The sequence below is a fragment of the Ensifer sp. ZNC0028 genome (genome assembly GCF_000799055.1).
GTDB lineage: Bacteria > Pseudomonadota > Alphaproteobacteria > Rhizobiales > Rhizobiaceae > Ensifer.
Genome location: NZ_JTLA01000099.1, coordinates 16560 through 29255, shown reverse-complemented (window position 1 = coordinate 29255; position 12696 = coordinate 16560). Strand labels below are relative to the sequence as shown.

The 12696-nt window shown below is 65.1% G+C and carries 12 protein-coding genes; 3 read left to right on the top strand and 9 right to left on the bottom strand.

The genetic code is table 11. The features are described from left to right. Positions 1–1155, bottom strand: a 1155-nt coding sequence (locus tag L981_RS22620; protein WP_043621421.1) for a M20 aminoacylase family protein, incomplete at its 3' end; no start/stop codon positions are given. A 3-nt stretch (positions 1156–1158) separates the two neighbouring features. Continuing rightward, positions 1159–2364, bottom strand: a complete 1206-nt coding sequence (locus L981_RS22615) for a diaminopropionate ammonia-lyase (RefSeq protein ID WP_043621409.1) — start codon at positions 2362–2364, stop codon at positions 1159–1161. A gap of 153 nt (positions 2365–2517) precedes the next feature. Here L981_RS22615 and L981_RS22610 point away from each other — a divergent pair, with 153 nt between their 5' ends. Continuing rightward, positions 2518–3000, top strand: a complete 483-nt coding sequence (locus L981_RS22610) for an Lrp/AsnC family transcriptional regulator (protein ID WP_043621407.1) — start codon at positions 2518–2520, stop codon at positions 2998–3000. A 49-nt stretch (positions 3001–3049) separates the two neighbouring features. On the opposite strand, the gene L981_RS22605 is transcribed toward L981_RS22610, so the two are convergent. After that, a complete protein-coding gene (locus tag L981_RS22605) occupies positions 3050–3850 on the bottom strand; it encodes an anti-sigma factor (protein WP_043621405.1) in 801 nt (266 codons plus the stop codon). Then, positions 3847–4389 carry an RNA polymerase sigma factor gene (locus tag L981_RS22600; protein ID WP_043621403.1) on the bottom strand — a complete coding sequence of 181 codons (543 nt, stop codon included), beginning with the start codon at positions 4387–4389 and terminating at the stop codon, positions 3847–3849. The genes L981_RS22605 and L981_RS22600 overlap by 4 nt, the downstream gene beginning before the upstream one ends. A 157-nt stretch (positions 4390–4546) precedes the next feature. Here L981_RS22600 and L981_RS22595 point away from each other — a divergent pair, with 157 nt between their 5' ends. Continuing rightward, positions 4547–5944: a S8 family serine peptidase gene (locus L981_RS22595; protein ID WP_245281693.1), complete on the top strand. Its 1398-nt coding sequence runs from the start codon at positions 4547–4549 to the stop codon at positions 5942–5944. 24 nt (positions 5945–5968) lie between these two features. On the opposite strand, the gene L981_RS22590 is transcribed toward L981_RS22595, so the two are convergent. The 3 genes from L981_RS22590 to L981_RS22580 form a co-directional block, all read right to left on the bottom strand. After that, positions 5969–6676: a class I SAM-dependent methyltransferase gene (locus tag L981_RS22590; RefSeq protein WP_043621397.1), complete on the bottom strand. Its 708-nt coding sequence runs from the start codon at positions 6674–6676 to the stop codon at positions 5969–5971. A 141-nt stretch (positions 6677–6817) separates the two neighbouring features. Continuing rightward, positions 6818–7990: a glycerate kinase gene (locus L981_RS22585; RefSeq protein ID WP_043621394.1), complete on the bottom strand. Its 1173-nt coding sequence runs from the start codon at positions 7988–7990 to the stop codon at positions 6818–6820. A 172-nt stretch (positions 7991–8162) separates the two neighbouring features. Next, entirely contained in the window at positions 8163–9641 is a 1479-nt protein-coding gene (locus L981_RS22580; protein WP_245281692.1) for an SLC13 family permease, read from the bottom strand. 228 nt (positions 9642–9869) lie between these two features. Here L981_RS22580 and L981_RS22575 point away from each other — a divergent pair, with 228 nt between their 5' ends. Further along, complete coding sequence (locus L981_RS22575; RefSeq protein ID WP_043621391.1) at positions 9870–10319, top strand: pyridoxamine 5'-phosphate oxidase family protein; 450 nt, start codon at positions 9870–9872, stop codon at positions 10317–10319. 46 nt (positions 10320–10365) lie between these two features. On the opposite strand, the gene L981_RS22570 is transcribed toward L981_RS22575, so the two are convergent. Both L981_RS22570 and L981_RS22565 read right to left on the bottom strand, forming a co-directional pair. Then, entirely contained in the window at positions 10366–11202 is an 837-nt protein-coding gene (locus L981_RS22570; RefSeq protein WP_043621388.1) for a universal stress protein, read from the bottom strand. A gap of 247 nt (positions 11203–11449) precedes the next feature. Continuing rightward, positions 11450–12694: a Gfo/Idh/MocA family protein gene (locus L981_RS22565; RefSeq protein WP_043621385.1), complete on the bottom strand. Its 1245-nt coding sequence runs from the start codon at positions 12692–12694 to the stop codon at positions 11450–11452. Positions 12695–12696 lie beyond the last annotated feature (2 nt).

The window sequence follows — 12696 nt, the reverse complement described above, 5'->3', positions numbered from 1 at the left end:
CCCCAGCCTATGGCGGATAATCTCGGCGTGATAACGTGCGCCGAAGATCAGGGCGTCGTCATTGAAGTCGTAACGCGGATTGTGCAGCGGCGCCGATGCCTCGCCGTTGCCGATGAAGACGAAACAACCCGGCACGTGTTCAAGGAAGCGGGCGAAATCCTCGGAGCCGGTCATCGGCTCGGCGGCCGTCGCGACATTGGCAGTACCGAACACCCTTTCCGCCGCAGCAAAGGCGTGGCCGGTCAGGGCCGCATCGTTGATCAACGGAACGAACTCGCGGGTGTAGTTGACCTCAACCGTGCAGCCATAGGCATCCGCCGTTCCCTTGGCGATCACCCGCATCTCCGTCTCGATCTTGGCGCTGACCTCCGGCCGGAAGCTGCGGGCATCGCCGAGGATGCGGGCGAGACCGGGTAGCGCGTTGCGCGTGCCATCGGTCAAAAGCTCGGTGACAGAGACAACGCCGATATCCGTCGGCGACAGGCGGCGCGAGACGATCGTCTGCAGATTGACGACGGTGGCGCAGGCGGCAACCAACGTTTCATTGCCCCAGTGCGGCCGCGCCGCGTGCCCGCCGACGCCCTTCAGCACAATCTCGAAATTGTCCTCCGCCGACATGATCGCGCCGACCCGGGTCTCGAAACGGCCGACCGGCAACCCGGGCATATTGTGCAGGCCGTAGATTTCGTCGAAGGGAAAGCGCTCCATCAGCCCGTCGTCGAGCATCGCGAGCGCGCCCTTGCCCCACTCCTCGGCAGGCTGGAAAATGAAACAGGCAGTGCCGTCGAAGCCGCCATCTTCGGCGAGCATCTTGGCGGCGCCGAGCAGCATGGCCGTGTGACCGTCATGGCCGCAGGCATGCATGGTGCCCGGCTTCGTCGAGCGATAGGGAAGTTCTCCCTGCTCCGGTATCCTGAGCGCATCCATGTCGGCCCGTAGCGCGATCGCGCGGTTGCCGCTGCCGCGTTTCAGCCGACCGACGACACCGGTACCTCCGACCCCCTCCACCACCTCGTCGAGCCCGAATTCCCTGAGCTTTGCCGCAACGAAGGATGAGGTGCGCTGTTCCTCGAAGCCGAATTCCGGGCGCGCGTGCAGGTCGCGGCGCCAGGCGGTCATGTCCTTCACAAGCCGGTCGAAATCCATTCCCGCCATGGCTCAGTTCCTCTCGTTCGATGTGTTTGCGACGGCCTCGGGCGACAAGCCGACGAGGGCGGCATAACGCTCGGGGTCGGTCGCGCCCTCGGTATTGATGACGAAGACGCGCGATTGGGCCGTCAATCCGAGCGCGTCGCGCAGCGCCGGATCACGGGCAACCGACAGCAATCCGGCCAGGCCGACGCCGCCGCTTTCGCCGGACACGATCGCTGGATCAGAGCCTGCGGGCCGCGCCAGCCGGTTCATCACCGAAACGGCATCCTCCTCGTCGACGGTCATGAACGCATCGGCGACACGTGACAGGATACGCCAGGCGACGAGCGACGGCTCGTAGCATTCGAGCATGGCCATGATCGTCGCCTCGCCATGCGCCACCTTGACCGGATGGCCGGCCCTGACGCTTTCGTAGAGGCAGGCGGCGCGCGCCGGATCGACGACGACGAAACGGGGACGCTGCGCGCCATAGCGCAGCGCCAGATGCCCAGCCGTGGCAGCGGCAATGCCGCCGACGCCCGCCTGCACGAACACATGGGTCGGCGGCTCTTCCATCTGCCGCAGCGCCTCGTTCAGCAGCGCCGTATAGCCCTGCATCACCAGGCCGGGAATGTACTCGTAGCCGGGCCAGGTGGTGTCCGAGACGACCGTCCAGCCATTTTCGTCACAGACGCGTGCGGCCTCGCGGACCGAATCGTCATAGGTCCCGGCAACGCGGACGATCTCCGCACCATAGGCCGCGATCGCCTCGATGCGCTTCTCACTGACGCCTCCGTGCACGAAGATCACCGATTTCGCGCCGACCAGCCGAGCGCCCATGGCGACCGAGCGGCCGTGATTGCCATCGGTGGCGCAGCCGAAGGTCAAGGCGGTGGCGATCGCCCGAACCTCGGGCTTTTCCAGGTCGTCGAGATCGACGCTGCGCCCGAGGCGACGTTCCGCCTCTTCGAGCACCAGCCGGATCACCGCATAGGAGCCACCAAGCGCCTTGAAACTGCCGAGACCCAGGCGATGGCCTTCGTCCTTGATGAAGACGCCGGCGATACCGAGTTCGTCCGCCAAAGCGGGCAGGGCTTGAAGCGGCGTCGGCCGATGGTCGGGGCGCCGCGCAAGCTGCTGTTCGACACGGGCGGCGGCGGCAAGCGACAACATGTCGGCATCCGCGGGCAGTAGCGGGTGGCCGAAATCGGCATGGGTGTTGGCAAGAAACATGGTGCAATCTCCGTAGACGGCGAAAATCTATTTCATCGCTGCCGAGAAATGCGCTCTAAATAGCCGGCGCGGATGCAAGTTTGTAAAGCGAATGGGGTGCCGTGACGTGGGGTTCCACCTTCGGCGCCCGGAGAGCAGGAACCGAAAGGCACTATGGCCCCGTCGAAAAAGCCACAGGTCGAACTGGATCGCTTCGATCTTGCGATTCTCGCCATCCTGCAGAAGGACAACACGACGCCGCAACGCCAGATCGGCGAGGCGGTCAATCTGTCGGCGCCCGCCGTGCAGCGACGGATCAAGCGCATGGAGGAAACCGGCGTCATCCGCGCCAATGTCGCCCTGGTCGATCCGGTCAGCGTCAATCAGGCGCTGACGATCCTCGTCGAAGTGGAGGTCGAGAGCGAGCAGATCGCGCTGCTTGATGCGGCGAAAGTGGCGTTTACCGCAGCACCCGAGGTGCAGCAGTGCTACTACGTCACCGGCGACGTCGATTTCATGCTCGTCGTCATTGTGCCGACGATGGCCGATTACGAGGCCTTCACCCGTCGCATGTTCTTCGGCAACGCGAACATCAAGCGCTTCCGCACCTTCGTGACGATGGATCCGGTGAAGGTCGGGCTTTCGGTGCCGCTCTAGGACGAGTCCGGAAGCGGCGCAGCGATTGCCCGACGTTGGAATTCTCCGTTTACTTCGTGCCGGCGAGCGCCTTCTTCTCGGCGTCCGCATCGAGCGGCTGCCCGGCGCCGATCGACGTCAGGAAGGCATCGACGGTCTCAAGCGAGGAGGCCGGTGCATAGCCGTCTCCGCCTTCCGGTCTGGCGACGGCCAGCCGCGTCTCCCAGGTTGATGCCTTGCGGCAAGCGACCGAAACGAGGCCGGGCGCACCGGGCCGGGCGAGTTCGTATTCGCGGCAGAGCTGCCCCGAGCCGAGTTCGAATGCCGATACCAGACGGACCGTCCCCTGGCCTTCACCAACGGCGACTTCGTCCCCCGAAGCCGCCTTGTCGAGGATGGCGGCGAGCGCGGGGCCGACAGTACCGGCCACCTGCAGGGCGCCGGTCTCCGCCAACCCGCCACCACGAAGCAGGTAGCCGCCGGCGCCGCCGACGATCACCAGCAGCGACGCTGCCATCGCCATCAGAAATCGCGACGGACCAGCGTGCGGCAACGCCGCCTGATCCGCAGGGCGCCGGAAGGCCACGACGTTATCGCCGCCTGTAGCAGGGGCATCCGCGGCGCGTTGCGCGTCGCTCTGCGCGGCCGCCATGGCTCGCACCTTGGCAACCAGTTCGTCCGGAACCGGCTCGTCGAGCACCGGCTTCAGGGCCTCGCTTGCGGCGGCGCGCGTTTCCATGAACATCGCGATCCGCGCCATCAGTTCGTCGTCCGCTTCCAGCGCCGCCTCGACACGACGCATCGTCTCCTCGTCGAGTTCGCCGTCGGCGAACGCCATCAAGATCTCATCGCTGAATTCCGTGTCGCTCATCTTGTCCCGCCTCTCATGTCCTGTGAACGCGCGACCGGCGGTTCTATTCCCGTTGCCTCCGCAAGATTTTTACGCGCCCGGGCCAGCCTGCTCATGACGGTTCCGATCGGAATGCCGAGAACCTCGGCCGCCTCCTTGTAGGAAAGCTCCTCGACGCAGGTGAGGATCAGAACTTCCCGCTGTTCGAGCACCAGGCCGTCGATCGCAGCCGCCACGCTCTTCAGCGCCATGCGCGCCTCGCTCCCGGCCTCGCCGGAGGGAACGGCGAGCTCGGCCTGCGCCTCGATCTCTTCCGTCGGGCCGGCGGTCTTCTGCCGGCGCAGCTGGTCGATCCAGAGGTTGCGCAGGATGCGGAACATCCAGGCATCGAAGCGCGTGCCTTCCTCGAAGCGGTCCGAACCAGCAAGCGCCTTTTCGCAGGCCGCCTGCACCAGATCGTCGGCCACGTCGCGCGACCGGCAAAGCGAAATGGCAAAGCGGCGCAGGTTCGGCAGAAACGCAACCAGCCGCTCACCAAAGGCGATGGTCGGGTCCGTCATCGGGCGCCTCTTTGGGTAAAACCCTTCGTTCCCGGTGGAATAATTTGTCCATTCATCCGTTGAGCGTTATGGGAACTACACCCGAAAGTCACCACTTATGGTCCTTTCATTCACGGTAAGCTTTCGTTTTCGGATGCCGTTGCACAAGGAGAAAACCTTGAAAAACCGCCTGTTTCGAATGTCCGTCCTGTCGTTGTGCGGCCTGGCTGCGGGCGCGGGGGACCTCTCCTTTGGCAGCAGCGACGGCCAGTCGGCCGTTCGCTTTGCCTGGGTCGGCCAGGCTCAGGCGGACGACGACGATGGGGGCGACGATGACGATGGCGGCAGTGGTGGCGGCTCGTCACGCAGCTCCAGCGATCGCGGCTCGAGCGGCGGCTGGGGCGGAGGCGGCGGCAACCTGCTTGACCTTTTCCGCGGAACGCCGGAGCAACGTGTCGTGCGCCAGCGTCCGCCGGCCCGCCGGGCGACCCATGTGCCGGGCGAAATTATCGCGCTCGGCCTCGACGAGGCCGCCGTCCAGCGCCTGACGGAAAGCGGCTTTACGGTGCGCGCAAGGGAGCCGATCGGGCTTTCGATGACAGAGATCGTCAAGCTCGGCGCGCCCCGCGGCATGGCGCTCGAAGAGGCCCGCCGGCAGGTCGCGGCTGCGACGCCCGGAGCGATCGCCGATCTCAACCATTATTTCGACCCGAACGAAGGCGCCGCCTCACCGGCTCCCTGCGCCGACGGTGGTTGCGCGCTCGTTCGCACCGCCATCGGCTGGCCGGACGCCAGCGCGGCTTGCACGGCCGCTGGCCCGATCGGGTTGATCGACACGGCGATCAATCCCGCCCATCCCTCGCTCAAGGACGTCAAGCTCGACATCGTCAGGCTAGCGGAGGAAGAGGCGCCGGAATCCGGGCGCCAGCACGGGACCGCGGTTGCCGCCCTTATCGCCGGGCGGAGGGACAGTCGCGCGCCGGGGCTGCTCGGCAATGCCCACCTGATCGCCGTCGACGCCTTTCAGCGCAAGGGCGGGGAGAGCGATATCGCCGAGACCTACGATCTCGTGCGTGCCATCGACCTCCTGGCCTCGCGCAAGGTCACGGTCATCAACATGAGCCTCTCCGGGCCGCACAACCTGCTGCTCGAAAAGACCGTCGCGCTTGTCGCCGAGCGGAACATCATCCAGGTGGCGGCGGCCGGCAATGACGGCCCGCGGGCAAAACCCGTCTATCCTGCCGCCTATCCGGCGATGATCGCGGTTACCGCCGTCGACCGCAATTTCAAGCCCTATCGCCGCGCCGGGCGGGGCGACCATATCGATGTCGCGGCACTCGGCACCCGCGTCTGGACAGCGGCGTCGATCGAGGGCGCAGCGCCGCGAACCGGCACCTCCTTTGCCGCCCCCTTCGTCACGGCTGCCGCCGCCATCCTGCGGGCATCGCATCCTGATCTCTCGGCGGCAGAAGTCGCAAAGCTCGTCACCGAGACGACGCAGGATCTTGGTGCGCCGGGCAAGGATCCCGTGTTCGGCTGGGGCGTTCTCAACGCCCGCGAGCTCTGCCGCTCGTAGCACCGGCGAGCGAGCGGCACGGAACTACGGCTTCTGCCAGTCCATGACCAGGAACGAGGGAACCCTTCGAAAGAGATCCGTCTGTTCCGGGTCGCCGCCCCGCGGCAATGGTTCGTCGAAATAGCGCAACTGCAGGCCCACTCCCAGCAACAGCGACATGTAGGTGCTGAGCGGCCGGTGCCAGTTCATCACTCGAAGATCGCCCCAGCCGATCCAATCGGACCGTTCGTCCATGTAATGGTCGATCGTGAAGCTGCGCTTGCCATCGCCGCCATCGCGCCAGCCGGTCGGATTGCTGGCGCTGTAGAAGCTGGTCAGGTTTGCGATCAGCAGATGACCGCCTGGGCGCAGAACCCGATTCATCTCGCCGACCGCCGCCTCCAGGTCGGCAATGTCGATGAGGCTGAGATAGGCAACGACGAGATCAAAGGTCTCGTCCGCGAAAGGCAATTGTTCGGCCTGTGCGATGCGATAGTCACCATCCGGATGCAGGCGTCTCGCCTGGCCAACGAGCGACCCTGCGGGATCGATGCCGACCGTGCTCAGTCCCTCCGCCGTCAGCAGCCGGCAGAACCGGCCCTCGCCGCACCCGACATCGAGGACCGTTTTTGCCCCGCTTTGCCGCGCCCGTTCGAGCATGGGCGCATCGAGAACGAATCGCCGCGCAAAATCCCCTTCGACGCCCAGCCCGGAAATCCAGGCCGCCGCCGACTCTTCCCATCCGTTTGACATTTGACGTTTGGTCCTCGTGATCCACCCTGCGTTTACGAAGACTGAGAGGACAATCTCGGCGATTGCGTGACGGTAGCCACCCGTGCGGTTCCGGCGGGAGGCGGCAGCGCCACCATCCCGCCAGACCGGTCAATGCATCAATCAGGCAGCCAGTCCACGCTCGTTCAGGAGCATGCCGACGCGCACCATGCGCACGGCGTCTTCCGCGGCACGCACCAGCAGTTTCGGCGCGGCATTGATGGCGTCGTCGAGGGTGCACGGCGCCTTCAGGATAGAGGCGAAGGCATCGATGCCGTGGTCGAAGTTGAGGGTCACGCCCTTGCCGATGGTGCCGGCGAGCGCGATGACCGGGCGTCCTGCGTCCTTGGCCCTGTGGCCGACCTCGGCCGGCACCTTGCCGAACGGCGTCTGCCCGTCAAGGCTGCCTTCGGCGGTAATCACCAGGTCGGCCCTGCCGATCATGCTGTCGAGATCGAGATAGCGCATGACGATGTCGTAGCGCGGATGCAGAGCGCCGCCGAGTAGCCCCATGACCGCCGCGCCGAGGCCGCCGGACGCGCCCGCTCCCGGTGCGTCACCGACCGCGATGCCGGTCGTCGCCTGAATGGCCGCGGCATAGGTCTCCATCGCTGCCGCGAGCAGCTCCACCTGCTCCGGCGTCGCGCCCTTCTGCGGCCCGAAGACGCGGGCGACGCCGCGTTCACCGAGCAGCACATTGTGCCAGTTGACGGCCGCGTCGATGCGAACCTCGGCAAGACGGGCATCCCGACCGGACATATCGATGCTTGCCAGCGAGGCAAGCGCCGCGCCGCCGGGCGCAAGCGGATTACCCTCGCTGTCGAGCAGCTTCACGCCCAAGGCCGCGGCCATGCCGGCGCCGCCATCGTTGATGCCGCTGTCGCCGCACCCGAGCAGGATGCGGCGGGCGCCGGCGTCGAGTGCCGCCCGGATCAGTTCGCCGACGCCGTAGCTGGTGGTGATGCAGGGGTTGCGGCGATCGCGCGGCACCAGCCGCAGACCGGCCGCCGCCGCCATTTCGATGACGGCCGTGCGTTCGGACTGCCCACCGAGAAAACCGAAATGTGAGGCGACGGGTTCGCCGAGCGGACCGGTGACATCGAGTTCATGCAGGCTGCCGCCGGTAATCGCGACGAGCGCCTTGGTGAAACCTTCGCCGCCGTCGACCATGGGCACCTTCAGAACCTCGGCATTCGGGCAGGCGCGCAGCACGCCCTTCTCGATGCAATCGGCAGCTTCTTCCGCCGACAGGCTTTCCTTGAAACCGGACGGTGCAACCAGAATGGTAAGTGACATGTGACAATCTCCTTGCACTTTTGTGACAATGCGGATGCAAGGGAGAAACGGCGGCTCGCGACGTTTATTCCGCCCGAAATGCAGAATTCTTTCTTTTGCGGAAAGAAAAACAAGAGAGCCGAAGCGAACGACGCTTCGGCTAAAAATATTTACATATATCAGATGTTTATCGTTACGTCGCCAAGCCGATTGCCGGCCAGATCACAAGGGCGAAAAGGGCAAGCAGCGCGATGAACGGGAGGGCCAGCATCAAGGCCAGACGCAACAGATCGGAAGGGCTGAAAGCCGGTGGCTCCATGCCTCCGAACAACGCCACGGGTTTGGCCGAAACCATCAGCGTCTGGCAGAAACCACTACCTATGGCTGTAACCATGATGAGGCTGGCGGGGCTGACCCCGAAGCCCGCCAGCGGCAGCGCCACGGCCGGAATGAGCACCGTCGCGCGCGCCGTTCGCGAGGCAATGACGATATGGGCAAAGGTCGCGACCGCGATGGCGAGAAGCACGACCAGCCACGCCGGCGGCTTGCCGATCTGGCCGAAAGCGCCGATCAGGCGATCGGCAAGCTCGGTCGCCGTTCCGGTCGACAACAGCGCTTCGCCGATGACGAGCGTGCCGGCAAGAAACAGAAGCAGGTTCCACTCCACACCTTTCAGCGCCTTGCGAAACGGCATGCCGGAAATCTTTTCCGACGCCAGGATCAGCGCGCCGACGAGGGCGACGACCGGCAGCGCGATGCCGTGCAGGTCCGAAGTCGCGAGTGCGGCGACGATCGCCGCGGTGACCGCGAGGATCGCCTTGTCGCGCGCCGAAAACGGGCGTTTCTCCGTCGGCGCGGCCGGCAGGTCGAGGCGCCAGTTCCGATCGGCATCGTCGAGGAAGAAACGCAGGATCAGGCCGCAGGCAATCAGGCTCGTCAGCAGCGCGAAGGGCGCTGCGAGCAAGGCCCAGCCGAGGAAGCCCGGTGCTTCATCACCGCTGCGGCGAATGAAATCGACGGCAACGAGATGGGCGCCGGCACCGGTCAGCGAAGCGGCCGCCGAAAGCAGGATCACCGACGGAAACAGCAGCGCCAAAGCGCGGGTGATGCCGGGACGGCCGATGGTCGAGGCGAGCCCCAGGAAGACGGGCATGAAAATGGCCGCCCGTGCCGAGGTCGAGGGAATGACGAAAGCGGTCACGAAGATCGTCAGCGTCACCACCCAGAACAACCGGCTGACGTCGCGGAAACGGGCGAGAAGCCGGAAGGCGAGCCGCTCGACGAGGCCGGATGCCTGCAACACCGCCGCAATCACCGATGCCGCCATCATCAGCCAGACGATGTCGTTGCCGAGCGCGGCGTAAACCGCCTCCTCGCCGACGGCACCGGTCACGGCCAGGGCCGCCGCCCCGGCAAGCGCCACCGGCGTTTCCGGCAGGTCGAAGATCGTCCAGCAGATCAGCGTCGTGGCAAACACCATCAGCGAAAGCCGCATCGGCAGAGCCAGGCCGTCAGCCGCGAGAAAGATCAGAACGCCTGCAAAGGCAACGAGCATCGCGCCGACGAGCAGGCGCACCTGGCTCACCGGCATATGGCCGTCGATGCGTTCGGCAACCGCCGCGTTCAGGGTGACGAGGTCTTTTTCCGAAGCAATCACCCGGCTGATGGTCATAGCTACGCTCCCTTTTTGCTGGCCCAGGCTCGCGCGGCAACCGCGCCGCACGAAAGCCACCGGGCTGATTTCGTGGGACGGCAAACGCGGTGCCCGGAGGTTTATTCCCGCGCGCCCGAAGATTTTTCGGGCTTCGCGTCAAATGACCGGACTTGAGCGAGATCAATGCCGGCTCGCCGGACCGGCAGAGACTGATGCTCTGATGACCTCTTTGAAAAGGAGAGTTTCATGTTGATCAGGGAAATGTCGCGGCAGGAATGCATCGATCTTGTCGCCGAGAACCACATCGCTCGTCTTGGATGCGCCCGGGATGGCCGGCCCTATGTCGTCCCCATCCAGTACGCCTTTGCCGCCAACAGGCTCTACGGGTTTTCGATGCCCGGACAGAAGATCGACTGGATGCGGGCCAATCCCCGTGTCTGCATTCAGCTGGACACGGCAACGGACCGGCAAGCCTGGCGAAGCGTCGTCATCTACGGCCGCTATCAAGAACTGCCGGATACGAAACAATGGCACCGCGAACGCTTGAACGCCTGGTCGCTTCTCGAACAGCGCGTGAACTGGTGGGAACCGGGCGGCCTGAAGCCTGGCGACCAGGTGATTGCCGGCGCCTCGCCGCATCTCTTCTTCGAAATCGAGATCGACGAGGTGACCGGACGGGCAGCGTCCGTGGGTTGATGGCCGTCGGCGCGCAGTCAGATCGCTGCGCGCCCGGCCTTGCCGATCAATGGGCCATGAGCACGGGAACCACGGCGTTTTCGAGCATCGAGCGGGTGACCCCACCAAAGACGCGTTCGCGCATTCTGGAGTGGCCATAGGCGCCCATGACGATCAGATCGGCCGCCACGTCGGAAGCGAACCGATTGATCACGTCATCGACCCGATGCCCGCCGCTCGGCAGTCGCTCGACGGAAACCGAAACGCCATGCCGGGCAAGGTAACCGGCAATATCGGCGCCCGGTTCCTCGCCGTTCTTGCCATAGGCCGAACGCGGGTCGACCATCGTCACGTGCACGATCTTGGCCCCCTTCAAAAGGTCGAGCGCTTCACGCACGGCACGGGCCGCTTCCAGCCGGGAGTTCCAGGCAAGCACCACCGTCTTCGGATCAAGCCGCGCCGGCTTGCCCTTGGGCAGGACGAGGACCGGTCGGGCGGAGTTGAACAGCGCCCCGTCGATGGTGCGCGACCGTAGCTCCGGGTCCAGCATCAGGCCGTCTCCGACCAGCGTCAGGTCGGCATAGCGTGCGCGCTCGCCGATCTCGTCATCCGCCCAGGCGGCTTCAGTGTATTTCGTCTCGACGCTGAACGAGATGCCTTCCCGGGTGAGAATGTCGGTTGCACGCGCCACGCAGGATTCGAGCTTGTCGACTTCGCGCTGACGTTCGTTCAGCCAGTCAATCGAGATGGCGGCGGCAAAATCGCCGATCGGCGGAGAAGCGGCAAGCTTGACGATCAACAGGGAGAGGTGAGCGTTTGCCGAAGCGCAGACCTGTGCCGCGGCACGCAGATCCTCTGCGGAATGATCGACGCCGACCACGGCGAGAATGGTCTTGTATGTCATCGCGTTTCCTCCTCGCGACCGGACCTAAGAACTGAGTCAGCCTAGGCAATTGCGCATCCGGCGACATTGATCCCCGTCAACCGGGATCATGGAGGAAAGCGTATAATTATGGGGGCTCTACGCGCGCACTCACACGCCGGCGGCCCTCGTTGCGGGCGAAGCGGCGAAGACGGTCATCGCCTCCGCCGCCCAATTGCTCCGCAAACTCGGCCCACCGCCCCGATCGCGCGGCCCTGAACTTCAGTCGTCAGGCACCCCGGCGCGCGACGACCGGCACGTAATGTTCGAGCTCCGGCGCCGGGAAGTTGAGCGTCGCGTTGATTTCTGCCGACCGGTAAAGACCCATCAGCATCTCGACCACGGCAAGGCCGTCCTCGAAGGTTTCGAGCGGCTTTTCGCCCTTGCGGAAGCACTCGACCATATGGCGGTTTTCGTCGGTATAGCCGTAGACGCCGGCCTCGTCCTCGAGCACCGGCATCAAGCCCTGCTCGGCATTCTGCTTTTCGACGAGATCCTCGCCCTCCGAGCCCTTGACCTCGCGCGACATGAAGATCTTCAGGCCGGTGGAGAGCGAATTGTATTCGAGCGCATATTCCGGTCCGAGCAATTCGAGCTGGATGCGCAGCCCGGCGCCGACATAGGCCCAGGAGGTGGTCGCCTCGATCATCAGCTCGTTGCCGTCCTGGTCTTCGAGCGTCACCGTGGCGCGGGCGAAGTCTTCGGACGGCCGGTTGCGATAGTCGACCTCGCTGCCGAAGCGGTTGCGCAGCTGTTCGGCATAGTGCGGCCGCGTCCATTTGAGATTGGCGACCGTGCCGTTTACCGCCTTGACCTTCAGCGAATTGCGCGGCGCACCCGGCGCCGTCAGCAGGTAGCGTGCGACCTCGACGCTGTGGCACATCATGTCCGAAAGCACGCCGCCGCCCTGCTTGTCGCCCTGCCAGAACCAGGGCTCGTGCGGGCCGGAATGTTCCTCGGCCGCGCGGGCCAGATAGGGACGGCCGGTGGTGGACGCCGCACGCCGCCAGATGATTTCCTTGCCGCGCAGCACCGGCGTGCAGAAAACCTGGTTTTCGAGATAACCGTGGTTGAGGCCGGCATCTTCGGCAAGCGACAGCATCTCGCGGGCTTCGGCGACGGTGCGCGCCAGCGGTTTTTCGCAGGCAACGGCGAAGACCCTGCTGCGGCCGTCCTTGACTGCCTTGTGCAGCGAACGCATGACGTCGATGCGGGTATAGTTGGGCGAGAGGATCCAGACCGCATCGACGTCGTCCGCGCTCAGCAACGCTTCCAGGCTTTCATGCGTGCGGCAGCTGCCGAGACCGAGGGATGCGACTTCGTTTGCAAACTTCTCCCGGTTTTCCGCCTTTCGGCTGAAGACGCCGGTGACCTCGACATTGCGCACGCCGATCATCGACTTCAGGTGGAAATGGGCGATGAAGCCCGATCCGACGAAACCCACGCGCAGCGTCTGCTTCGGTAGCTGTGTCATTC